This window comes from Porphyromonas circumdentaria (assembly GCF_900167105.1).
In the GTDB taxonomy this organism is placed as follows: domain Bacteria; phylum Bacteroidota; class Bacteroidia; order Bacteroidales; family Porphyromonadaceae; genus Porphyromonas; species Porphyromonas circumdentaria.
In genome coordinates this window covers 109,374-132,234 of the sequence record NZ_FUXE01000004.1, presented here as the reverse complement: position 1 = coordinate 132,234, position 22,861 = coordinate 109,374, and the positions used below count along the sequence as shown (strand labels likewise).

21 protein-coding genes are annotated in these 22,861 nt (G+C 45.2%); 3 read left to right on the top strand and 18 right to left on the bottom strand.

Features of this window, described 5'->3' with window-relative positions; all coding sequences use genetic code 11:
* Window positions 1–8 precede the first annotated feature (8 nt).
* Together B5D06_RS02835 and B5D06_RS02830 are read left to right on the top strand one after the other, a co-directional pair.
* Complete coding sequence (locus tag B5D06_RS02835; RefSeq protein ID WP_078736519.1) at window positions 9–1,610, top strand: DUF6850 family outer membrane beta-barrel protein; 1,602 nt, start codon at window positions 9–11, stop codon at window positions 1,608–1,610.
* Window positions 1,611–1,685: 75 nt separating this feature from the next.
* Window positions 1,686–4,259, top strand: a complete 2,574-nt coding sequence (locus B5D06_RS02830; protein WP_078736518.1) for a leucine-rich repeat protein — start codon at window positions 1,686–1,688, stop codon at window positions 4,257–4,259.
* Window positions 4,260–4,397: 138 nt separating this feature from the next.
* Here B5D06_RS02830 and B5D06_RS02825 read toward each other — a convergent pair whose 3' ends face one another.
* From B5D06_RS02825 to B5D06_RS02795, 6 genes are all read right to left on the bottom strand, one after another.
* Window positions 4,398–5,426, bottom strand: coding sequence for an NAD-dependent epimerase/dehydratase family protein (locus B5D06_RS02825; RefSeq protein ID WP_078736517.1), 1,029 nt, complete (start codon window positions 5,424–5,426; stop codon window positions 4,398–4,400).
* A gap of 339 nt (window positions 5,427–5,765) precedes the next feature.
* Window positions 5,766–6,467, bottom strand: coding sequence for an HIRAN domain-containing protein (locus B5D06_RS02815; protein WP_078736515.1), 702 nt, complete (start codon window positions 6,465–6,467; stop codon window positions 5,766–5,768).
* On the bottom strand, window positions 6,455–7,498 hold the full coding sequence (locus B5D06_RS02810; RefSeq protein ID WP_078736514.1) for a HipA domain-containing protein: 1,044 nt from the start codon (window positions 7,496–7,498) through the stop codon (window positions 6,455–6,457). The genes B5D06_RS02815 and B5D06_RS02810 overlap by 13 nt, the downstream gene beginning before the upstream one ends.
* Before the next feature lie 141 nt (window positions 7,499–7,639).
* Entirely contained in the window at window positions 7,640–8,083 is a 444-nt protein-coding gene (locus B5D06_RS02805) for a methyltransferase family protein (RefSeq protein WP_078736513.1), read from the bottom strand.
* A gap of 523 nt (window positions 8,084–8,606) precedes the next feature.
* Window positions 8,607–10,070, bottom strand: coding sequence for a catalase (locus B5D06_RS02800; protein ID WP_184227876.1), 1,464 nt, complete (start codon window positions 10,068–10,070; stop codon window positions 8,607–8,609).
* 38 nt (window positions 10,071–10,108) lie between these two features.
* The gene (locus tag B5D06_RS02795; protein ID WP_078736512.1) at window positions 10,109–10,555 is read right to left on the bottom strand and encodes a flavodoxin family protein; all 447 of its coding nucleotides are present in this window, start codon (window positions 10,553–10,555) and stop codon (window positions 10,109–10,111) included.
* 490 nt (window positions 10,556–11,045) lie between these two features.
* Here B5D06_RS02795 and B5D06_RS02790 point away from each other — a divergent pair, with 490 nt between their 5' ends.
* Window positions 11,046–11,696, top strand: coding sequence for a hypothetical protein (locus B5D06_RS02790; protein ID WP_078736511.1), 651 nt, complete (start codon window positions 11,046–11,048; stop codon window positions 11,694–11,696).
* A gap of 227 nt (window positions 11,697–11,923) precedes the next feature.
* Here the strand turns inward: B5D06_RS02790 and rplS are convergent, their stop codons facing one another.
* The 12 genes from rplS to B5D06_RS02730 all read right to left on the bottom strand — a co-directional run bounded on the left by rplS (window position 11,924) and on the right by B5D06_RS02730 (window position 22,765).
* Window positions 11,924–12,289 carry a 50S ribosomal protein L19 gene (gene rplS / locus B5D06_RS02785; protein ID WP_078736510.1) on the bottom strand — a complete coding sequence of 122 codons (366 nt, stop codon included), beginning with the start codon at window positions 12,287–12,289 and terminating at the stop codon, window positions 11,924–11,926.
* Between the two features lie 202 nt (window positions 12,290–12,491).
* Window positions 12,492–14,276, bottom strand: a complete 1,785-nt coding sequence (gene ispG, locus B5D06_RS02780; protein WP_078736509.1) for a (E)-4-hydroxy-3-methylbut-2-enyl-diphosphate synthase — start codon at window positions 14,274–14,276, stop codon at window positions 12,492–12,494.
* Between the two features lie 304 nt (window positions 14,277–14,580).
* Window positions 14,581–15,087 (bottom strand): 5-(carboxyamino)imidazole ribonucleotide mutase, encoded by a 507-nt coding sequence (gene purE, locus B5D06_RS02775; protein ID WP_078736508.1) that lies wholly within the window; start codon window positions 15,085–15,087, stop codon window positions 14,581–14,583.
* A 42-nt stretch (window positions 15,088–15,129) separates the two neighbouring features.
* Window positions 15,130–15,507, bottom strand: coding sequence for a glycine cleavage system protein GcvH (gene gcvH / locus B5D06_RS02770; RefSeq protein WP_078736507.1), 378 nt, complete (start codon window positions 15,505–15,507; stop codon window positions 15,130–15,132).
* A 188-nt stretch (window positions 15,508–15,695) separates the two neighbouring features.
* Window positions 15,696–16,748 (bottom strand): tetratricopeptide repeat protein, encoded by a 1,053-nt coding sequence (locus B5D06_RS02765; RefSeq protein ID WP_078736506.1) that lies wholly within the window; start codon window positions 16,746–16,748, stop codon window positions 15,696–15,698.
* A 220-nt stretch (window positions 16,749–16,968) separates the two neighbouring features.
* Window positions 16,969–17,547, bottom strand: coding sequence for a hypothetical protein (locus B5D06_RS02760; RefSeq protein ID WP_078736505.1), 579 nt, complete (start codon window positions 17,545–17,547; stop codon window positions 16,969–16,971).
* Window positions 17,548–17,739: 192 nt separating this feature from the next.
* A complete protein-coding gene (locus B5D06_RS02755) occupies window positions 17,740–18,225 on the bottom strand; it encodes a hypothetical protein (RefSeq protein ID WP_159442676.1) in 486 nt (161 codons plus the stop codon).
* 101 nt (window positions 18,226–18,326) lie between these two features.
* Window positions 18,327–19,529 carry a C10 family peptidase gene (locus B5D06_RS02750; protein ID WP_143742592.1) on the bottom strand — a complete coding sequence of 401 codons (1,203 nt, stop codon included), beginning with the start codon at window positions 19,527–19,529 and terminating at the stop codon, window positions 18,327–18,329.
* Window positions 19,530–19,741: 212 nt separating this feature from the next.
* Complete coding sequence (locus B5D06_RS02745; RefSeq protein ID WP_143742591.1) at window positions 19,742–21,022, bottom strand: leucine-rich repeat domain-containing protein; 1,281 nt, start codon at window positions 21,020–21,022, stop codon at window positions 19,742–19,744.
* A gap of 184 nt (window positions 21,023–21,206) precedes the next feature.
* The gene (locus B5D06_RS02740; protein ID WP_078736501.1) at window positions 21,207–21,779 is read right to left on the bottom strand and encodes a hypothetical protein; all 573 of its coding nucleotides are present in this window, start codon (window positions 21,777–21,779) and stop codon (window positions 21,207–21,209) included.
* A gap of 163 nt (window positions 21,780–21,942) precedes the next feature.
* Window positions 21,943–22,359 (bottom strand): protein-export chaperone SecB, encoded by a 417-nt coding sequence (locus tag B5D06_RS02735; protein ID WP_078736500.1) that lies wholly within the window; start codon window positions 22,357–22,359, stop codon window positions 21,943–21,945.
* A 4-nt stretch (window positions 22,360–22,363) separates the two neighbouring features.
* The gene (locus B5D06_RS02730; RefSeq protein WP_078736499.1) at window positions 22,364–22,765 is read right to left on the bottom strand and encodes a hypothetical protein; all 402 of its coding nucleotides are present in this window, start codon (window positions 22,763–22,765) and stop codon (window positions 22,364–22,366) included.
* Window positions 22,766–22,861 lie beyond the last annotated feature (96 nt).

Here is a 22,861-nt window from a genome sequence, read left to right as displayed (position 1 = left end):
CAAGTACGATGAGTAGGCGAACTATATTTCGTACTATATGGGGGCTTCTACTTCTCCTCTTGGGGGGAGCAGAGGTACTATGCTCAGTGGCTAAGGCACAGAGTACTCCTGCTATGCCCCAACGAGATACTCTGGCAAGGGCTATCGAGGAACGGCAACGGGCAACACATCTATGGATAGCCCCACACTACTCGACAGCTTTACTGCACCCCTTGCAATACGATAGTTCGCTTTCTCAAACTATTATAGCTCTCTCTTCTCGAGACAATAAGGGAAGAGAGAGCCTCTCCGAGGGCACACGACAAACCCCTTTCTCGATACAGTACCGCTCTCTCTATCATCTGGACAGTGCTACCTCCGTGTGGGGCAATGCCTCCTACACCACGTCTCGAGCCGAAAGAGTAGCAGGACGCGAAAGTGCAGACTACTCGCTTACTGCTCCCTATACTTCTGCCGACACCATCGGAGGCTTTCTACATAGTGAACAATATGCCTTTAGCGGAGGGTATAGCCACTCCTTCTCACCTCTATGGCGATGGGGCGTAGAGGGAGCATACAGTGCTTACCAAAAGAGCAGAGACAGAGACCCTCGTGTCCTTAACAGCGTGGGCGACCTGCTACTCAAAGCAGGAATCGGATACAAATGGCACTCGCATACAATCGGATTAGAGATAGGCGGACGCATCTATAAGCAGGTGCATCAGATGAGCTTTCTCAATCCCAAGGGAACACAATTTGTGCTTAATGTTTTAGGCTTCGATGAGTATTCTCTTCGCTTTGCTGGTAATGCAGAGGCAAAAGCTTTCAACGGCCATGGTTACAGTATAGGATTGGATTACACTCCCATAGCCCGACAAGGCTTTTTTGCCACTGCTTACTACCGCTCTCTCGGGATAGAATACACGCTCAAAGGGCGCAATGAACTGCGCTTAGCTTATCTACAAACGCACAATATAAACCTTACAGGAAGCTACCTCTCGACTCCTTGCCCGCTATCATGGGGTATTAGCAACAGTATAGAGTTGGAGGGGCGACGGGGCGACGAGTATGTTTACGGACTTCAAGAGGGCATCTTCTATCCCTTAGTGGCAGTACAACGGGGCAATTATCAACGTTACTTCATTGCCAATGATCTGAAAGGACTTCTCTCCCTCTCTACAAAAAGAGATCGTTGGGAGTTCCTTCCAGCCGTAAGAGTTGAAGCCCTGTACAGTAAGCGAAAAGTATCTAAAGCGCATGAAGAGCTACTGCACCTCTCTCCCCGCCTTAGGGTGCACTATCATCATCGGCCGAAGTATATCCCCAACCTTGTAGTGAGAGCAGAAGGCCTCTTACAACACCGATTTTGCCTCAAAGAACAACTTCATTTTGGTGCCCTACCCGAAGATGCTTTCTACCATCCCTTTTCTAAAAAACTACGTACTATCGTAAGCCATAACCACCACCTGCAAACCATAAACCGAACCGATATTGAGGCTTCTCTTCGTGGGGAGTATCTACTACCGTCGGCACGTGTTGCTATTTGTATGGAGTCAAGAGTAGCCTTTCAACACCTGCTGGGACGGGTAGCACCGAGTGGATGGGCAGCCGTAGCGGGTATTCTATTCTAACTCCAATGCCCAAAGAGAGGGGCAACACAACAGACAAACATTTATACGCAATTCATAAATAAATAAAACCAAGTTATGTACAAAAAGTTTACGTTACTATTAAGTAATCTGGCTTTGCTAATTGCTTTCCTCTCCATAGGAAAGGTGCAAGCACAGCAAACCTTTAGCTTAGGAGACTATGACACGACAACGGAGCATTTCCAAGGAAGTATCGGTCAAAAAGCTCCTTTTGATTTTGACTACAAGTATAGTCGCTCACAACAGCTCTACACTACCGAAGACCTTAATGGTCTTGAAGGTAAAGAGATTACCGAAATCCGGATGCGCGTCTATAATCAAGACGGTATGATATATGTGGATGATTACAGCGTTAACCTCCGCCTCTACCTAACGAATACGGAGATAACCGAATTCAAGAAAAAAGAGGGAGAAAATAAATATAGATGGCACGACATAGACAAAGAGAAAGATCTATGCGCCACCATGACCTTTTCAGGAAGTTTCATGGACGAACTTTCAGAAGACTTCGAAATCGTCATTAAGCTCGACAAGCCTTTCCTCTATACGGGTAAGAGTATGCTCATGACCATGGAGGCAGAAGCCAATCAAGCCTTGGGAGAAGTAAGCCAAACTTACATAGACTTTTACTGCTATCCCAAGAACGTGTCAGGGAAACCCATTACGACTATTTACAAAGCGGACGACTCTAAAAACGTGGCAACCCCCGAGGGCTATGGAGAGTACTCCAATGGTTCAGGACTTAAGCAACGAGCTGTACTCAAAATCAGCTACCGCACTCCCGAACCCACTCCGATAGATGACCCACTCGACCCCGTTAACCCTGTGATTACGGTCAAAGAGGCTGGAAAGATTGAAAATCAACTAAAGACAATTACCAACTTGGCTGCTTGCGAAAGTCTCACCGTGATAGGGTCAATAACCCCTACAGACATCGCTTTCATACAAAGTAATATGGGAGGGCTTAAAAAGCTCGATATGCAACAAGCAACTATCGAGGGCAATGCACTCCCTAAGACAGCTTTCTCTAAGCACCCCAATTTGGCAGAGGTAATACTTCCCTCCAACCTTACGTTAATCGACGATGCCGCTCTTAGCGATATGCCTAAACTAACTCGTGTAGTTATGGGCAACGAGGTTACAACCATAGGAATGAACGCTTTCGCTCTGAGCCGTAGTCTCCAAGATATCGTCTTAAGCGACAAATTGATAAAAATATCTTCTGATGCTTTCAAAGAATGTAAAGCACTTAAAAACATTGATATTCCCAATAGCGTAACTATTATTGAGCAAAACGCCTTTACAGAAAGCGGATTAGTTGCCTTCAAAGCTCCCGAAAGATTGCAGACCATTGAACGCATGTGCTTTCTTAATTGTGCCGACCTTAAGGAAATATACCTCCCCGCCAGCATCACAGAGCTTAAAATACAAGCGTTGGGCAACTGTAAGAGCTTAACCAAAGTAACCTCTTTGAACGTAACACCTCCTACCCTGCATGCAAAAACTTTCGATAAGGTTAAGCTCGCCACAGTAGAGCTATACGTCGCTACCGACGAAGCCGTTACAGCTTACAAGGCAGCTAACTGGTGGAAAAACTTCGGCAATATCAAGAGGATGGGCGAGGTCGTAAAAGAATTTTACAAACTCACCTATAAAAGCGCGTACGAAGAGGGAACGGTAAAGGCTTACCGAGGTGAAGAAGAGCTCCCCACAGAAGCAAGCATCGAAGAGGGAACTACCATACGTTTCGTTGCAACTCCCAAGGAAGAGGTCTATCTACTTAAGAAGTGGAAAATAAACAACAAAGAAGTTTTGGCAACAAGTGCCGAGTATGCGATGGAAATAAAGGAAGAAACTACGGTAGAAGCCATCTTTGAAGAGGCTTACACACGCCACAGAGTGAGCTTCCAAGCCAACAATGCCGAGTGGGGACGTGTATCTGCTACCATCGGAGGCAATGAAATCGAGTCTAGCTCTCTGCAAAAAGCCGATCAAACTGTAACCTTTACAGCGCATCCTGCCCCAAATTACCACCTCAAGCATTGGCTCGTAAATGGTAAAGAAACTCCCAAACAGGGCGAATCGACCCTCGAAGTGGTCCTCAATAAGCAAACTCTCGTCGAAGCTGTATTTGAGAGAGACATTATTTACTACCAACTAAGCATCTCTATTTCCGACAACAATGGCGGAGTGTACGCTACCGTAGGAGGAGGTAGAATACCGCTCTCTTCAAGACAGAAAGAGGGAACTGAAGTGGAGATAACTGCCGAACCCGAAGACAACTACACGTTTGACTTTTGGACAATCAATGGTAAGAAATCTGAGCAAACAGAGCCTACCCTCCAAATCACCATGGATACCAACTACCGCATCGTGGCAAACTTCAAAAAGATAGTGAGCAATGAACAAATAGCTAAGGGGCGTAGCGTTCAATGCACCGTAGCGCAGGGCATACTACAAGTAAGCTATGGCGTAGAAGGGGCATCTGTGCATCTATTCGACACAAACGGACTACTCATCGAGAAGAGCGCAATCCATGCAGGGCAAGCTGTTTTCAACCTACACGAAGGTATCTATCTGGTACACGTAGAGGGTAGCGAAGAAGCTGTTAAAGTATCGGTGCGTAGATAAAGTGGTGCTTTACTTATTAGCACAGCTCTAAAGAGTTTGTGCGCCACTTTCCCCAAAGTCTCCCCAAGAGGGGCACAATGAGAGAACCCCAAGAGCTTCACAAAAGCTTTTAGGGTTCTCTTTGTTCCTTCTCTCTTATCAAGACACCCCTCTAAAGAAGTGCCTTATTTCCTTTACATTTCCTGTTTTGTAGGCTTGCCACGGCTCCGATTTGAAAAGCCACACTTTCTTGACCAGTGGAGCAACCAAACGCATCAAAACATACTGCCATGCGGGGATGCTATCCTCTACACGCTTCCAATAGGAAGCAAGGTTATCACGCCGAAAGTGCAAGATACTCTCCAGCTCATCTCCATCGGCATAATAGGCGCAGTGAAAGTTCTTCTCGGCAAAGGCCTTTGCGGGAAGGTTGAATTTACCCAATCCAAAGAGCCTGAAATTATTGACCAACAAGTCACGGAAGAAGATTCTATTCTCTGCTCCTCCACCGAGATTAAAGATTTTACCCTCGAGCAAATCAACCTGTTGTAGCGCATTGACAAAGGCACGCGCTGTATCTTCGGGCGAAATTATCTCTATGGGGGTGCCAAGTGGCATGCGATACATCAGTGAACCCATCTTGTGATTTTGAGCTCCCATAATGGCCGCAAGACGAAAGATAGTCCAACGTAGTTTACTCCCACGCACAATCTTCTCGGCCGCCACCTTGGTGACTGCATAGTAGTCCCGTTCGGAGGGCTTCAACGGGTCTGTTACACGAATCCAAGGGTCCTGTACACGATCGCCATAAACAGAGATGGAAGAACCATAAGCAAAGAAAGCATTGGGCGAATAGCTCTCCAAGTTGCTGATGAGGTCACGCGTACCCTCTACGTTAACACGCTGTGCCAACTGCCTATTTTCATAAGCCAAAGGCGGGATTACCGCTGCCAAATGAATCACGTAATCCACACCCCGACATACCGTAACCAATTGATTGGACTGCGTTACATCGCCATAAACCAACCTCACTCTATCCCTAAAAGGCTCCAGAGCGTGCCTGCTTTTGGGTGTTTCTATATCAAAAACCGTAACATCGAAGCACATACTCTGCGCCACAAGCTGTTTCAACACTTCGTAGCCTACGGTACCCGATGCTCCTGTTACTAATACTCTCTTCTTTTTCATAAAAAGGATTCTTCTACGCTAACCTCTTTACTTTTCTCTCGCATAACGAGACCCAATAAGGAAAGTGGCTGAGGATACAAGTCCCCAAAAGAAACACCCTCAACTACTTTCCGAGGAAGAGGGGGTATTGCATTATCCGCAAGTGTGGCAAAAAGCCTTTCAAAAAAACAAGAATAATAAACCTCTAACAAAATGGAGATAGAATACTCACCCCCTCTCTTATTTATTTAGACAAGAAGAACATTCGGAGGTTTATCCTTCTCTATACATTTTTTCACAAAAAGAGACTATCCAATAGATAGCCTCTGGAAAATAGATAACATGCGTTGCCCTCGATGCTTAGCGTGAAGCGGCTGGTATCTGACAGGAAATAAATACCTGCTTGATATTTTCAGTATCTATAATGTGTACGATATCAACCTTGAGGGGAGCCAATTGAGAGAACAAACAATTAATTCCCCGCTTTAGGTAGCCTATCTTTCTACGCTCTTGAGTCATCACGCAAACAGCCATCTCATCGTACTGGTTATCGGGTTCTGCCTCACAAATAACTCTCTCCCCGACAGACAACTGTTTGAGATCTATCTGGGAATAGCTTATACCTGCAATATCCGTAACAAATGTATAAGGAATAGACATCTGCTGTAAGACAGGCAAAAACTCAAATTCATCGTTAGCACTGCGCCCTTGAGTTGCCCCCAAAAGGTACAACTTATTGGGCATTAGCTCGGGCTTTATGCCCCAAAAAGCGAGTTTATGCTCGGCGTCTTCTCGTTCTGTATTGATAATTCGTCTAAGAAATAAATCAAAAGCGGTCTTCTGATCAATCGGGTTCTCTAAAGGAAGTCCGTGAAAACCCATAAACCCCTCCTTTTTGATTTCCGAGACACCTGCTCGGTAAGAGAATAGAGCCCCTCTCTCTTCGTCTAAAGTAATCTCTCCGACAATATGTCGACATTGGCCTAATCCAGCCCGCCAACTCACCAGAATGGTTCTAAAGGGACAATCTTTTACCCAAGCTGGGTCTACTATATGGCACATAATGTTTCCTCCATTTTAATGATACGCTCTATACGCTCCGTAATGAGCCGATACATAAACTCCTTTCGCTCCTTGCTCAATCTATATTGCTCTGGGACTTTATCGATACACTTCCTATCCACGTTGTCCAATATAAATCGAATCGTATCTCTGTGATAAGCCTTTCTCATCTTTTGTATTACCTCTCTCATAGGTTTCTCATAATCACAGTTGGACAAAAGGTATTTTATCGTTTCAAGAAAGGATATCTTCTTTTCCACTACTCTAATATCAGGCTTTCCAGAAAGGATATATTTTTCCATTGCCTCCGAATCGTGCACCATACGCACAATTTTATCTTCTACAATCTCTCTACCCAAGGAGCTTCCATTGTCGTATAAAGGAGAGAAACGCATCAACGCAGAAATAAGTTTCTTTATCACCCAATCAATCTTATCCCAAAATGGTTTTTCCTGCTCTCCAGACTTTGCGTTTTCACCCTCAGAAGCCTCTTCCAAGTTTTTTAGAAATCTGGAGAAACTATCTGTAATGATAAAAGCCCAGTTTTCTGAGTGTCGGTCTGTATTACCGATAATGGCATCAAAAAGCATACACTCAAACACCCGCTTCGACTCCTTCTCTAAGCCGTGAGATTTGAGGGTTCTGAGAATCAGTTCTAAACGATGCTCCTCCTTATAAGTATGGCTAAATAGTGGGTAATACTGTACAATTAGACTATACCCAGAGACCAGCTCTTCATCCAAAGCATGAACAGACTCGACCAAAGCTCCTACTGTTTGCACCTTACCCTCGGAAGTGATAATACCTAAATTATAGTCCGCCACAGAAAATCCCAAAGCTTTGCCAATTTTGCTTGCTACAATCTCTGACCAAAACTCAAAGGGATAACTCTTTCCCATTTTATTGAGCGACTTCTTAAAGTAATACGTCTTCCCATCCTCAGGACTTATCAACACGTTCTTATCTCGTGTCCCCTCGGCCTGAATTTGCTGTTCCGTCCATTGAGATACATCTACTATCTGGGCTAACATAAAACTAAAACCCTCCTCACAACAACAAAGTTATAGAGAAAAAGCAAAAAGAGGTACATTTCATTGTATGGAAAGATATGGGCTTGAGAAGAATCTCTCCACCTTTCTTTTGGATTTTTCAAAAGAAAGGCTCTATTCTGATTAGAGCCATCTGCGAGTTTTCTGACAGTACTTCTCGAAAGTTGCCCCAAACTTAGCCTTGAGCATCTGCTCTTCGGGGCAGATTTGAAAGTAGTTCATATATAGCACGAAGCCGACTACACCGAGTAAAGCGAGCATCTCGCCCAACCAAAAAGCCCAACCGAAGAGGATTATTGCCATACCCAAATACATCGGGTTGCGACTTAGAGCATAGATTCCCGAGTCTACAAGAGCTTTGCAGCCATCGAACTTCTGCGGGTGGACAGTAGTTTGTGCTTTCCGAAAGGCAACTACGCCCGCAAGGGCTACACCTCCCCCGAGAAGAATTGAGATGCCTGCCACGTAAAGTGAACGAAAATGTAGCAGCGAAAAGTTCCATGCAACACCCCACATCAACACGGCAAAGAGTGCGCATACAACCACTGGCGGAATTTTCAGTTTCATACCCTCTCCTATCACTTATTTTCAAACACCCCCTCTTACGACTTACTTTTAACACAAAAATATATCACAAATTATTTCCATTGATAGTTTGCACAGGTGCTAATGAAAGTTTATACCCGAGAGGAGTAAAGTTTACTCGGGAGGAAAGTGAAGTTTGCACGAGTGGTTTTGTGCGTTGGAATATATCCCTTTTTGGGAGAACCTCCATCAGAAGCCCCAGAAACCTCCTCCGACAAATAAAAGAGAGCCTGCCCATTCTTCCTTTATGGGAGAAAGAAAAGAGGACAGACTCTAAAAAAGAAACTAAATCACAAATCTTATCACATATCCAAGAGGGTTGTACAGACTCCCTAAGGTCTGTTTCAACAAACTTTTTCTTGCCAAAAGAGAAGGCCTATGGGAACACATCCGACCTTTTTGACCGAAAAGAATTTGATAGAGACACATTGCCGAAAGAGCTTTCCCCCAGCTTCGAGCCTCGGAAGGGTCGGGTCCCTCTTTGAGTCTCTCAATGCAAGAGCTTTTACAGCTCTACTTCGTCCATACTGATGCCCAAGGCCTTAGCAACCCCTTTTCCGTACTCTTCGTCGGCACGGTAGCAGTTGACAATGTGCCTTATTTTGATATGCTTAGGAATATCTCCCATAGCACGGGCCGTATTTTCAAAAAGTACTTGTTGCTGTTCAGGGCTCATCAATCTAAAGAGGGCACGAGGCTGAGAGTAGTAGTCGCAGTCGTCCTCTCTGAAATCCCACTGATACGCCGCCCCGTCAAGCTCGAGCATCGGTTCTTTGTATTCGTTCTGATCGGCCCAGTGTCCGTAGCTATTGGGTTCGTAGCCCAAACGAGAGCCGTAGTTACCATCTACACGCATCGCCCCATCTCTATGGTACATATTGAGGAAGGGACAACGGCTCTTATTAACAGGTATCTGGTGATGGTTCACTCCCAAGCGGTAGCGGTGCGCATCGCCATAGGCAAAGAGACGCCCCTGTAGCATACGGTCGGGCGAGAAACTGATACCAGGTACTACATCGGCAGGGTTAAAAGCTGATTGCTCTACCTCTGCAAAGTAGTTTTCAGGATTACGATTGAGCTCCAAGACACCCACTTCGATAAGAGGGAACTCCTTTTGAGACCATACCTTCGTGAGATCGAAAGGATTGTAAGGCATCTCCTTAGCCTGTTGCTCGGTCATAATTTGCACCTTCATAGTCCAACGAGGGAAATCTCCCCGCTCAATAGCTTCATACAAATCGCGCTGATGACTCTCACGATCCTTACCGATGATTGCCTCTGCTTCTGCATCGGTTACATTCTTAATACCCTGATGCGTGTGGAAGTGAAACTTAACCCAGTGGCGCACCCCCTCTGCATTGATGAATGAGAATGTATGGCTACCATAACCATGCATATGACGGTAAGAGTAAGGAATACCTCTATCACTCATCGTGATGGTTACTTGGTGGAGTGCCTCAGGGAGGAGCGTCCAGAAGTCCCAGTTGTTGTGTGCGCTTCGCATGTTCGTACGGGGATCGCGCTTTACCACGTGGTTCAAATCGGGGAACTTAAGAGGGTCGCGCAGAAAGAACACAGGTGTATTGTTACCTACCAAGTCCCAGTTGCCCTCTTCGGTGTAGAACTTAACCGCAAAGCCACGAATATCTCGCTCATGGTCAGCAGCACCACGCTCACCCGCTACAGTAGAAAAGCGAGCAAACACCTCTGTTTCCTTACCGATTTGGCTGAAAATAGCCGCCTTGGTATATTGGGTAATGTCGTGCGTTACGGTAAACTTTCCGTACGCTCCACTGCCCTTAGCGTGCATACGACGCTCGGGGATTACCTCACGATTGAAGTGCGACATTTTTTCAATGTACCATACATCTTGCAGCAACATAGGGCCACGTTTACCCGCTGTCGCAACGTTCTGATTGTCTCCAACGGGAGCACCCGCTGCGGTAGTCAATTTTTTGATTTCGTCCATAATCTTTTTATTATTTATTTCTTGCTTTTCTTTTGAGTTTATGTAGCCTTTTGCTGACCACGTACCTGCTGCGCTATACAATTCAGGCTACTTTTTTGCTCTTCGGTAAGCGCTCCCGTTTTGGACTTTAGGGTGTGTACCGCCTCTACGCCACCCAAAGGCAAGTGATGCTTCATGTTTTTGAACATCGACCCTGTGCGAAACTTGTAGGTCGTAAAGAGCAAAAGATGCTTAGGCAGGGGAGTTGTAAGTTGCTGCTGTGCGAACTGTACCCAACGACGATTGGGATGTTGATGGACAACGAACCATCCACTGGTCCAGCAGCCCAGCACCAAGAGTTCGCAGTCGTTCATCTTTTCGGGCGTAAAGTCGGCCGTCGAACAGAGGCTCACACTGAGCCCTTGACTCCAGAGGTGCATCGCAATCTCTCGAGCGTATTGTGCCGTTTTTCCACGACGACTGCTGTACAGGATAGTTGCCTTCATAGCTAATTTTCTTTTTTATTTGCGACAAAGGTATTAGCTCTCGTTGCGTTTCTTAATTGTATGTATTTATAGATTTATAGGCACTATCTATAAAAGTATATATAAGAGGTAAAAAAGTCGCTTTTTATGCGGAGAGAGGATAGCACAAACCCATCGTTTAACTCTTTTTGGAGTATTAAAATCGAGAGAGAAGCCCACCTCCCCAAGGGAGCCTACACGAATATCCCCTCTATTATTCTCTCATCATGTCAAAGATAGAAATTTATTTCACAATTTACACCTAAAGACACGTTACATCTATTTTTATATAAAAAGCCTCATAGAGATATACCCCCCCAATCACACTATGAATACAAGGGGAAATAGCGTACAGAGTAGACTTATAGCCTGTTTTCTCTAAAAATCTTCTTGTTGTAACGATAGAAAAAACAGACGAATTAGTTTTTTATATATATTTACCACGTAAAAAACTTCAAAAAAACAAGATTCTATGAAGAAGCTCCTATTCTTTCTATCCTTTGCCCTTCTTATATTGGGCAGTACCCTCTATGCACAAGAGACTAAAAAAGAGACACGTTTCCTCTCTCTCCATGGTCGGATAGGTATGACCAAACTCGTTACGGAGAGCAGTATGCGTAGCGAAATAACCCGTTCTTCCGAATTATTACTGGACAAGAGAGCGTTGGAAGAGGGTACACTTTCTCTAATGTACGGTACGCAATACAACCGTTTCGGGGTGAGCTACTCTATGCAGGAAATCAACTATGCTGCCAGCCCCATCCCTACGGGTGGAGAAAATCAATGGATGCTTAACACGCACCGCATACTTCTCAAAACAAGTCAGTATCGCCCCATCACTAAAAACCTCTTTTGGGTATTAGACGAGGGCTTCGGATATGCCAATCAAAGACTGGTAGGCAACCTCGGCAAGGGAGAGATGAACCATGGAGTAGCCATCGACTTGGGTACACATCTCGCTTTCAAACTGGGAGGATCGACTTTAGAAGTAGGTCTTTCGTACCAAATAAATGGGTTCTGGGGTGTAACGCAAAGCAATGGAAAAAAGGGGAGGAGAACTTTCCACTCCTTCATGCCTATGATATCTTATAGCATACCTCTTTGGACGCACCGTGCGAAATAAGAAGTACTTCTGAGCCTCTCGGAGAGAAAGACCTCTGAGTAAGACTTTTCTGACTTCGGGAAATACATCAAAAGCATTGTACACCACCTTTTTAAGAGGCACACGGCACAATGCTTTTTTATCTATCTATAAAAAAAGACACCCTAACAGCTTAGGATGTCTCTTTATGTTATCAGAGTAAGGCAACACCCATCGGTTCTACCCTCTCTTTCGTGCAAGTTTCTCTCTTACTTAACGCTCTTTGAGAGAGAACGACGCTCTTTGATACGAGCAGCACGACCCATACGACCACGGAGGTAGTAAAGCTTAGCGCGGCGTACCTTACCATGTTTTTCTACTGTAATAGCTTCGATAAATGGGCTATCGTAAGGGAAGATACGCTCTACACCTACTTCGCCAGAAACCTTACGTACAGTGAAACGACGCTTATCGCCATGACCACGAAAAGCAATTACAGTACCACGATACTTCTGAATACGCTCCTTACCACCTTCTGAGATGCGGTAATCGATGGTGATAGTATCACCTACTGTAAACTTGGGGTGCTCTTTGCCAGACTTGAACTCTTCGTGCACCAACTTAATGAAATCCATATTTTCTCTTCTTTTTTAATTAGTATGTATGCTACCAAACGCAATGTAACGAGCCGCTCTAACGGATTATGTCTCGACAGAGATTGCGCAAAGCGGAGGCAAAGTTAGCCAAAACATTCGATATACCAAAGAGTTAGCTCTTTTTGCCCCAAGTTCGAGTACCTTCGCTCGTTTGAAACGTCTGAATTTGTGTCGAGAGATCTTATTCGGCAGGCTCAATCCAATCACCATGCGAGCGGATGAGTTCGATGAGTGCCTCTACCGCCTCCGTCTCAGGGATGCCTCGCACTTGACACTCTTGCCCCTTGTAGAGGTCTATTTTGCCTGGTGCTCCTCCCACATAGCCGTAGTCGGCATCTGCCATCTCTCCTGGGCCATTTACGATGCACCCCATGATACCAATCTTCAAATTGGGCAGGTGTGCCGTAGCCTTTTTAACGCGCGCGATAGTTCCCTCTAAATCGAACAGGGTGCGCCCACATCCAGGACAACTGATAAACTCGGTGTGAGAGAAGCGTAAGCGCGTAGCCTGCAAGATACCCAAGCCGACAGAGTACAACTCCTCGGCTCTATAACAAGGCGACGATAGGACAATCCCCGAAGCGACCTCCTCTAACAGAAGTAACCCGATATCGGCAGAGGCGAAGAGTTGGATATCTTCCCAAGCCTCCTCCTCGAAACTACGATACAAAAAAAGAGGTGCCGTACAATTCTCCTCGGTCAGAAGTGCTACCGCTCTGCGCCACGCACCTACCGCATTGGCTCCCGTAGCGTGCAGGAGTAGTACTGTGCAGGCGTCGCTCTTCACTTTGACTATATCGGCAGGAGTCAATCGCTCGGCATCAAAGCATCGGAAGTGCACTCCCTCTGCTGCCTCGACAGAAAGATGCTCCCACTCCACACCATAGGGCAAGAGGGCATCCCCTGCGATGAGGGGTTTCTCCCCCCCTCTTATCTCTCCGCAGACCAACACTTTAGGGAGAGTTGTTCCTCCGTAACAATCTGCTACACAACGGCTCTCCGTACGGGGCAACATAGCAGGAGTGTACTCCAGAGCACCTGCATAGCTAAGCAGAGGAGCCTCGGCACGCTGGGTTACGTGGTACACCAATCGCTGTGCTACAGGCAACTCTGCCTCAGGGGCTTCGCTCAGAGAGACCCGAAGTGTATCGCCTATACCATCTAAGAGCAGAGAGCCGATACCGACAGCACTCTTGATGCGTCCATCTTCGCCCTCGCCCGCCTCGGTAACCCCCAAGTGGAGGGGAAAGTTCCATCCATGCGCATCAAGACGGGCTGCCAATAGACGCACCGCTTGTGTCATTACCTGCACGTTGGAGCTCTTCATCGAAATAACAATATCGTCGAACTGATGCGCCTGTGCCACAGAGAGATATTCCCAACAGCTCTCGACCATTCCCTCGGGCGTATTGCCCCAACGGTGGAGCATCCGCTCACTCAAAGAGCCATGGTTAATACCCAAACGCAATACCCGACCGAGCCTTTTGGCCTCTTCGACAAAAGCTCCGAACACCTCCGAAACCCGTTGTGCTCCCGCCTCATACCATGCCTCTTCGGAGGGATACTGGGCTCTATCTCCCTTACGATCGGCAAAGTTACCTGGATTGATGCGTACCTTCTCGACATGCTTTAGGGCTTCGTACGCCGCTTGCGGATTGAAATGAATATCTGCCACCAGGGGAATAGGGCAACCTTTCTCTCGCAAGACCCTATGAATCTCGCCCAGAGCTATAGCCTCACGCACTCCTTGAGCTGTAAAGCGCATATAGTCGCACCCCACGGCATAAACCCGCAAGGTCTGCGCCACACCCTGCTCCACGTCGTTGGTCGAAACATTGGCCATGGTCTGTATGCGTAAGGGGTGGAGGCTCCCCAAAGGAATACCCCCGATGGTAACCGTTTTCGTGGCGCGACGGCAATAATTCAGCGCACTGTGAGATGCCTCTGCTGTTTTCTGTTTTTGCATGGGTAACTTTTTCTTCTCTTTTTCAACGTGAGCTTTGGATTTTTATGGGATTTTACGGCGTTCCCATTCTTATACAAAGATACAGGGTGGAAAAGGTTGACGTCACAACTTCCACACAATCCCAAAGAGAGCCTATGCCATATAAACAATCCATGTATAACAAAGAAAGCAACCGTACACCTCACCTCCGTTGGGGTGGTATGTACCGTTGCTTCCTCTTAGACAAGTCTCTATTTATTTATGTTCTCCCCCCGATTGGGGATTCAAAGACTATATACTTGACCGAAATAGAACGAAAGCTTTTTCAGTTTACCTTGTATTGGAACTTGATTTCACTCAGGTCTTTATTGGCACGCACTACCTTCTCCTTGAGCGACTCTTTGAACTCTTTCATGCGCTTCATCAAGCCCTCATCGCCCAAAGCGAGCATCTGAGCGGCAAGTAAAGCTGCATTCTGTGCTCCATCTATCGCCACAGTAGCCACGGGAATACCAGGAGGCATCTGCACAATAGCCAAGAGAGCGTCCATACCATCCAACGAAGCTTTAATGGGAACTCCAATGACAGGTAGTGGCGTCATCGAAGCCACCACGCCACACAAATGGGCAGCCATACCAGCAGCGGCGATAATCACCTTCACGCCACGCGCCTCGGCTGCAGTGGCAAACTCGGCCACCTCATCGGGCGTACGGTGCGCAGAGAGAGCCAACATCTCGAAAGGGATCTGCAACGCCTCTAACTGGCGTGCCGCTTTCTCCATAACGGGCAAGTCCGAAGTGCTACCCATTATGATGCTAACGAGTGGAGTCATCATGCTTTTTCGGTCAATCTATTAAAACGTACTACCTAACGATTATCCCAAGAATGCTTGGTAAGCAGCAGCATCCATAAGAGCATCGATTTGAGCCGCATCTGCAATGCGTACTTTCACGATCCAACCCTTACCGTAAGGATCATTGTTCACCAACTCGGGTTGCTCTTCCAACTCTGCATTCAACTCGATAACCTCTCCCTCTACGGGCATGAGAAGGTCTGCTACGGTCTTCACAGCTTCGATAGAGCCAAATACCTCGCCTTGCGCTACGGTTTCACCTTCGGTAGGAACGTCTACGAATACGATTTCGCCCAACTCGCCTTGAGCGTAATCTGTGATACCAATAGTTGCTACATCGCCATCGAGGCTCACCCACTCATGATCGGTGGTGTACTTAAGATTTGCAGGAATATTCATATTTCCGTTTTCTATGATTATAATGTTGTAATTACTATTTGTCTATTCTGTGCCACCCTCTGCGAAAAGGGGGTAAAATGCGCCACAAAAGCACCTCGCAAAGATAGTAGTTCCTTTTTGAATAACAATACATTTCCGAGCGATGCGCCTCGCCTACGAATGCCACACACGCACCATCCCGCTCCAAGCTATACGCCTTCCGATTGCTCCGCCTCCTCGGCTCGTTCGAAATACTCATTAGCCTGCTCCTCATCCTTGCGAACATCTTCGAGGAATAGGGCATAGCTATAAAGAAAATCTGGATGATTAGGTGCTATCTCAAGAGCTTTTAGATAATACGTCTCTGCCCCATCATAGTCTTCAAGAACCTCTTCCAAGAAAACAGCATAGTTGCCCAGATTATTGGCGTGCTTAGGGTCGGCTTCAAGAGCCCGCTTGTAGTACTCTTCTGCCTTTTCATAATCTTTTCGAACATGCTGCAAGAAAACAGCATAGTTGCCAAGAGCATTGGTAGCCTTCGGGTCAACTTCAATCGCTCGCAGGAAGTACTCTTCTGCTCTATCATGGTCTTCGACAATATCGTCCAAGAAAACAGCATAGTTGCTAAGAGCCTTGACATCCTTCGGGTTGGCTTCGATTGCTCGCTTGTAGTACTCCTCTGCCCTATCATAATCTTCTCGGAAATTCTGCAAGAAAAGAGCATAGATGCCAAGAGCATTGGCATCCTTCGGTTCAACTTCAATCGCGCGCTGATAGTACTCTTCTGCCCTATCGTAATCTTCTCGGACATACTGCAAGAAAAGAGCATAGTTGTAAAGAGCATTAGCATATTGAGGATCGACTTCGATCGCCCACTTGTAGTACCCCTCTGCCTTATCGTAATCTTTTCGTACATCCTGCAAGAAAAGAGCATACATACCAAGAGCATTAGCATATTGAGGATCGACTTCGATCGCGCGCTGATAGCACTCCTCTGCCCTATCGTAATCTTTTCGTACATCCTGCAAGAAAAGAGCATAGTTGTAAAGAGCATTAGCATATTGAGGATCGACTTCGATCGCGCGCTGATAGTACTCTTCTGCTCTATCATGATCTTCGACAATATCGTCCAAGAAAACAGCATAGTTGCCAAGAGTATCGGCATCCTTAGGGTCGGCTTCAATCGCCCACTGAAAATACTCCTCTACCTTGTTGAGATTTATATTCTTCTCTTCCTCGGGTTGATTTTCTAAATTGCTCATACCATTTATACCGAATAATTGGAGTTTTGAGTAGTGGCTATTTTAGCAAGTTTTCAGCTTACGAAGACAATTACTACACCACATACTATACAGACGACAAAAGTATAAAACAAATCCTATAAATAATCTATTAACACTCTTAACTTACATAATAGAAAAGGGCAGACCCTACCGAAAAGAGCCTGCCTCTGCTATCAAAGCAAAAAGGTTGTGATGCGCCCTACTGCGGGTCTTTTGGGGTGTTAAACTGCACCTCGAAGTAGGGGAAGCGGTAGGGGGTACTCTGCTGCACGAGGCGACAGAGGCGGAAGCCCTTTGCCCCATCGATATAGTTGATAACGGGCACTTTGTTTTCCGTTATGCCAAGCTCGAGACGTCCACACTCTTTCCCTTGGGCATCGGCTATGGTAAGTAGGACGGCATAACTTTTCTGAATGCCCCACATCGCCTTAACAGATTGATTAGCAGGCATGAGAGGTTTCTCGGTAAGAGAGGGGATACCAAAAGTAACCTCTACGCTGTTCCTCCCCAGAATGGGCTTCTCATAGGGGGCATACAGACCTGCCTCGCTATTCTTTAGTGCAAAGTGGTAGGCACTCCAATCGTACTCAGGCTCGTCGCCATAGACGAAAAGCAAGGTGAGTGCCGCTGGGGCTGGTCGGTCGGGGTTAAGAGGGTCTTGTGCTCTCTTATCTTGCTCCCTTACAATGGGTTCTTTCTGTCCGTTGGGTCGGCAACTCACCAACCCCATACTGCCCCAAAGGAGGAGCAGTAGTCCTATTACTACATAATGTTTCATACGCTATTCTATATGGAGACTCTTGCCCACACCGCACTTACCCAGCGATTGTCGATATTCAGGTCGGGGCTCGCACCTCTCTGCACTTTTCCTCCTCTCGGTCTCAACACCCTGCAACAACGGCACGCAACAAAGCCTCCTCCAATTATTTTCTATCGAAGAGAGTCCTGCGACCCCCTTTTTAACTATTCCTTACAAGCCCTCTTCCGAAGTAAAACGCACCTCAAAGTAGGGCAATCGGTTGGGCGACTTCTGATCTACCCAACGGCAAAGCGACCAGCCATCGGCTCGTGCTACGGGGCCCACGATAGGCGCACCCGCTTCCTCTCTCAGTAGGAAGAAGATACTCGCCACTCTGCTCCCTTGGTCTTTGTAAACGATAAGCTCCATGGGCGTCGATTTATCCCTACCCCAAAAGGCATTTATCTCCTCTATGGGCTTAGGAATGAGGGGCTTCTCTGTCAAGGTGGGCTTACCGAAGAAAAGCTCTACCTCTCGACGATGAACAACGGGCATAGCAAAGGGAGCATAAGCCTCTGTCGCTACATTTTTGAGGGCAAAGTGATAGCAATCCCAATCGAAATCTGAGTGATGTGCATAAACCAAACTAAAGTGTAGCGTGGAGGGTGAGGGCTCACTGGGATAGGAAGAGGGGGTAGACTCCTCTTGCATGTTCATTTTTTCTTTCAACAAAAATTTATCAGCCCCCTTGGAGGTACATGCAACCAAAAGATAAGCACTAATCAAGAGCCAAAAGATGCTCAATGTTTTTATTTCTCTCATTTTTTTACCACTAATTTTACTCGTTTCCTTTTAGGATAAACCTGTGACATCTTTATAAAGTATTCATAATTTCGAATATCATTATCTGTTCGTAATTCTTCAGTTGTAGGGAATAGAGACCCTACATCTGTGTTAACACAAAAAGAATTTGCATAATAATAGCCATTCAAACTACGTGAGTTTCCCCATCCCCAATTTACATGCACCAATTCATACTCCTCCTCTTTTGTCCTCTCTTTGACTTTTGCATAACCATCTAATAACCATGCATGCCCCGAAGTAATCGTAATTTCACCTTGCCCTGAAGGATCTTTCTCTCCCCTAAATCCCTCCATATAGGTTAAATTGCCTTTTCGTAATGCATTCACCACCTCTTGAAGATTGTATTCTTGCATTCTAGGATTGCAAATAAATCCATTCCTCTGCGCTAATTCTAAAGCCTTTTTTGAGGACATACCAGTTCCCCTTTCTCCATAACTAGCATCACTATTTTGCCCAATCCACCACAAAACTTCCTCCACATCCGACAAAAGATTTTTAGGAGAAGTCCTAGTTAACTCTCCATTGTTTCTAATAGACTCTTCTGACAAACCATCCCAATCTATTTTTCTTCCAGCAATAGGATTTTCGATAGTGCCATAAAAAGTAAAAATCTGAGATAAAGCAACGGCGACACAGCCAGCATATTTATGATTATTCTTCGAAAAGTAGGGAGTTGACTGATTCCATCGAGTATGCACTTTATGTTCTATTAAGTCAACAACATCAAACCCCAAACTATCTAAAACATGGCGATCATAAGTGTATTCTATCGGTGATTGAAGAGGGTTGTCAGGGAAACTAATCAGGTCTTCTATGGCAAAACTAAGGATTTGATAGATTATAGTATCCACCTGATGATCAGACTGTTTCTGCACATCAAAATACCCTTTATCAACAATCGCTATAGGAGCGATTTTATCCCCTGTAGTAAGAATGGCAAACCCTTTATCTTCCGCAAAGTTAACCACACAAACACCAAGATTGCCTCTGTTCGAATCCTCTGAACGCAATCTCGGCATTGACAAATAGGAAAAATCTGAAACCCTCAAATCTTCTTTGGCACGTAACCCTGAGGCAAACAAAGAAGAGCGCAAAGAGAGAGCCTTACCCTCTAAGTACTCTTGAGTTTCAAAGACAGAACTCTGCCGTTGTTCCAAGACCTCCTTCCGAGAACAAGAGAGAAACACCCCTAGCAGAACTACAAAAAAACGATACAACTACAAAATCTATCCTTCATGAGAAAATAATAATATATAACTACTTGGCAAATGTAGATTTTTTATCACACACAAACACTCAACTGTCCCCAAAAAACAACATAGAAGTATCAATTAGCTATTATTGGAAAGAGATAAAAATCAGATGCTCTTTACTTCCCCTCGTACACGGCACCATGCGTATAAAAATTGAAGTCCCAATCAAAAGTCTTCGCCACTTGATAGCAGGTCCAGTTGCGCTCGGTAGCTATCGCCACATCACTTTTGAGACACGAGTTGAGCTCTCTCTCAGCGAGTGGATTAACTATCGCAATTTTGGACTTCTCGCCACGGATAGGGAGCGACGCAACCATTTGTGTCATAGATTTACCCACTATTTTATTCTCAAAGCAAGCTACATGAAAGAGCTTTGAAGAGTGTGATAAATCTAACTTAGAGAGCTGATTACGATAGCAGTAGAGAGACCTTAAAACAGGAAGTCCCGAGAGATCTAAGTGCGTCAGTTGATTATCATCAAGTTCCAAAATACTCAAGTGCGGATGCTCTCCGAGGTATATCGTTTGCAATCTGTTAACAGAGGCAGTAAGAGTTTGTAGGTTGCGATTGTTACGCACATCAAGGGTAGTCAAAGCATTCCACCTCACATCAATATGAGACAACTCACGATTATGTGTTAGGTCAAGAGCTGCCAATTCACAACTATGGCACTCCAAAACGTTCAATCGAGTCATATGGCGCACATCAATTCTCTTCAACGGATTGTTCGACACAGAGAGCGTATTCAGAAGAGCATTTTGCGAGAGGTCCAAATCAGTAAGCTGATTATCATTACAATAGAACGAATACAACTTTCTATTCTGCGTTACATCAAGGCTTGTTAGTTTGCTGTGAGGAACGAGTAAGTAGGCAAGATTGGGAGCCTTAGAAACATTGACATACTCCAAAGTAGGCTTTTCCGTCAAGTGAGAATTGTTGTAAATAAGGCTCTTCAAGAAAGTTGTAGGGCTCACAACGATAGATTTTATGCGGTTGCTCTCCTCCAGTTCGTTCAAATCGGCATCGGTTCGAGTAGACAAATCAAGCACAGTAATGGGTCCCTTAAGCTTAATAATGGGCTGTGTAACCGTATAAACCCAATAGTGTCGACCTCCCTTTTCGGTCCAAACACCCTCTTTTAAACCCTCCTCTACTTCAAAAGGAAAATTGACGCTCTCGTCCACTTTATAGGTAAAGGCGAGGGTCGAACCGACAGGCTTTTCCGTAACGATTGTTATTATATTGTCCCGCACCTCCTCCTCTCCAGGTATGAGAATGGGGTCAACAATAGGGTCAGGCTCTTGAGTACTGCGCAGACAACAAGAGGTTGTTACCAGAAGAAACACAATGCCTGCAAAGAAAGGAGCTCCAATGCCCTTTAATATCACGTGTTTCATAACATATAATATGGAAAATAGAAGTGTAACAAAAGTAGTAAAACTCTAAAAACCAACAATAGAGAGATGATTCCCACAAAATAAGGTAAAGACAAAGAGGAGAAAGAGCTTCTTCCCCTTCTCCTCTTAATTTATACATCTCGGCATCGGCTAATCGCCCGCGCCTCAAAGATAGCAACCCCGACTATTCGGTCCCCTTAAAATCAATAAAGAAAACTGAGCAAATACCATCTCGACAGTGCGCCATACGCTGAAACTCTTTGAATCCCTCGTGCCCAAAGAGTTCGGTAACCACCACCTTATTACCCTTTTCGGTAGCTTTCACCCGAAAGCGTATCTTTCCACACTCCTTAAAAGAAATATCGTAAATGGTCAGTTGGGCGGAAAAAGAGCCTTCGTTCCATTGTCTTTTGGTCTCTCCACCAGAGCGCAGCGGACGTTCAGCAAGAGAGGGTTTACCAAAACTAAGCATCACGCTATCCTCATCGTAAGCAGGATGCCCAATCGGAGCATAGAGCCCTGTTCCCAAATCGTGCAGGGAAAAGTGGTAATTACTCCATTGAATGGGCGAAGCTGGGTTATGCACAAGGATAACCTCAAACGAACGGAGAATACTCCCAGACGAACTACGCACACAGCTCACAAGAAAGAAGAGACTCAAAAAGAAAAGTGTAGAAAACAACCAGAGAGAGTTGCACAAACGACCTAAAAAGCGAGAGCCTCCCCTCACAAAGGGGGGTACAACTTTTGACTGCATACGAGGTTCCTAAATTTTAGTATGTCTTTATCTTTTGTTTTGCAAATAATAAAACGTCTGCGAACGCTTTACGACCGCCACACAAATATAAGAAAATAAAAGCAGGGAGGTACTCGAATCTCTCTGCCTAAGCTTTTCTATTCCAAAGACACGTTCTATAAAGTCAAGAGAGTAATTTTTCTCTTAACATTTTACCAACACCTTCCAAATTCCATGTCGGTAAAATAATCGGAGGCATTCCTCCCAAAGCCGTTATATTTGATATATAAGCACGAACGTAAGGGAATAGAATTGCAGGGGCATTTGTGGAAATATAAGGCAACAAATCTTGTATTTTATCTACCTCATATTCAAAAAAGCCCTTTATAACCATACTAAAGTCTAAGTTCTTTTCTTCGTCGCGAATCAATACTCTCAGGGTAAGAAGAAATGTCTTTTTCGCTTCGTCTATATCTCCTTCTGGTTCAATCCCTATTTGTACTGGCTCCTTAATTTCTCTACCTGTCAATCTCACAGAGGTATCAGTAACGAGATACCTTTTAAACTGGAAACTCGCAGGCTTTACACTTTTTTTGTCCATAATTTCAAGCTGCTAATGGATAAAAGGAAGTCTCCTCTTGGACTTTGTGCAATATGTGAGCAATCTCACATTGATAAGCTTTTTCTATGTTTTCCATCAAACCCATCGAAAAGTACTCATAATTGCGGTATCTTACCTCCTCGGCATCTGGGGAGAGTTTGAAATACGCCTCTTCATCGCAAAACAAAGGGGCATTATCTCCATAGAGCAGATTCAATTTGTCTTCAAAGGCCATCACCTCCCTCATAAACTCTTCGTCTTTCTCTATTTCCTCAACAGGAGCATAAGAAACGAGATAAACGTATAGCTTTTCACTGTACTCAAATCTTACAGTCAGCCATTTATAGCGATTTACCATTTCCTCAAACTGATTTCGCAGTCTGATTTCTAACTCAGGATTTCTCATATATTTCCAAAACAACTTTTTAATTTGGCAATCAATCCTTCCGCCAAATTTCTACACTCCAGGCTTTCCTCTACTGAGAAGTTGCCTATTTCATAA

Excerpts from the sequence above, each read along its gene's own strand:
- B5D06_RS02835 (WP_078736519.1), top strand. The coding sequence starts at position 9 with ATGAGTAGGCGAACTATATTTCGTACTATATGGGGGCTTCTACTTCTC.
- B5D06_RS02830 (WP_078736518.1), top strand. The coding sequence starts at position 1,686 with ATGTACAAAAAGTTTACGTTACTATTAAGTAATCTGGCTTTGCTAATT.
- B5D06_RS02825 (WP_078736517.1), bottom strand. The coding sequence starts at position 5,426 with ATGAAAAAGAAGAGAGTATTAGTAACAGGAGCATCGGGTACCGTAGGC.
- B5D06_RS02815 (WP_078736515.1), bottom strand. The coding sequence starts at position 6,467 with ATGTGCCATATAGTAGACCCAGCTTGGGTAAAAGATTGTCCCTTTAGA.
- B5D06_RS02810 (WP_078736514.1), bottom strand. The coding sequence starts at position 7,498 with ATGTTAGCCCAGATAGTAGATGTATCTCAATGGACGGAACAGCAAATT.
- B5D06_RS02805 (WP_078736513.1), bottom strand. The coding sequence starts at position 8,083 with ATGAAACTGAAAATTCCGCCAGTGGTTGTATGCGCACTCTTTGCCGTG.
- B5D06_RS02800 (WP_184227876.1), bottom strand. The coding sequence starts at position 10,070 with ATGGACGAAATCAAAAAATTGACTACCGCAGCGGGTGCTCCCGTTGGA.
- B5D06_RS02795 (WP_078736512.1), bottom strand. The coding sequence starts at position 10,555 with ATGAAGGCAACTATCCTGTACAGCAGTCGTCGTGGAAAAACGGCACAA.
- B5D06_RS02790 (WP_078736511.1), top strand. The coding sequence starts at position 11,046 with ATGAAGAAGCTCCTATTCTTTCTATCCTTTGCCCTTCTTATATTGGGC.
- rplS (WP_078736510.1), bottom strand. The coding sequence starts at position 12,289 with ATGGATTTCATTAAGTTGGTGCACGAAGAGTTCAAGTCTGGCAAAGAG.
- ispG (WP_078736509.1), bottom strand. The coding sequence starts at position 14,276 with ATGCAAAAACAGAAAACAGCAGAGGCATCTCACAGTGCGCTGAATTAT.
- purE (WP_078736508.1), bottom strand. The coding sequence starts at position 15,087 with ATGACTCCACTCGTTAGCATCATAATGGGTAGCACTTCGGACTTGCCC.
- gcvH (WP_078736507.1), bottom strand. The coding sequence starts at position 15,507 with ATGAATATTCCTGCAAATCTTAAGTACACCACCGATCATGAGTGGGTG.
- B5D06_RS02765 (WP_078736506.1), bottom strand. The coding sequence starts at position 16,748 with ATGAGCAATTTAGAAAATCAACCCGAGGAAGAGAAGAATATAAATCTC.
- B5D06_RS02760 (WP_078736505.1), bottom strand. The coding sequence starts at position 17,547 with ATGAAACATTATGTAGTAATAGGACTACTGCTCCTCCTTTGGGGCAGT.
- B5D06_RS02755 (WP_159442676.1), bottom strand. The coding sequence starts at position 18,225 with ATGAACATGCAAGAGGAGTCTACCCCCTCTTCCTATCCCAGTGAGCCC.
- B5D06_RS02745 (WP_143742591.1), bottom strand. The coding sequence starts at position 21,022 with ATGAAACACGTGATATTAAAGGGCATTGGAGCTCCTTTCTTTGCAGGC.
- B5D06_RS02740 (WP_078736501.1), bottom strand. The coding sequence starts at position 21,779 with ATGCAGTCAAAAGTTGTACCCCCCTTTGTGAGGGGAGGCTCTCGCTTT.
- B5D06_RS02735 (WP_078736500.1), bottom strand. The coding sequence starts at position 22,359 with ATGGACAAAAAAAGTGTAAAGCCTGCGAGTTTCCAGTTTAAAAGGTAT.
- B5D06_RS02730 (WP_078736499.1), bottom strand. The coding sequence starts at position 22,765 with ATGAGAAATCCTGAGTTAGAAATCAGACTGCGAAATCAGTTTGAGGAA.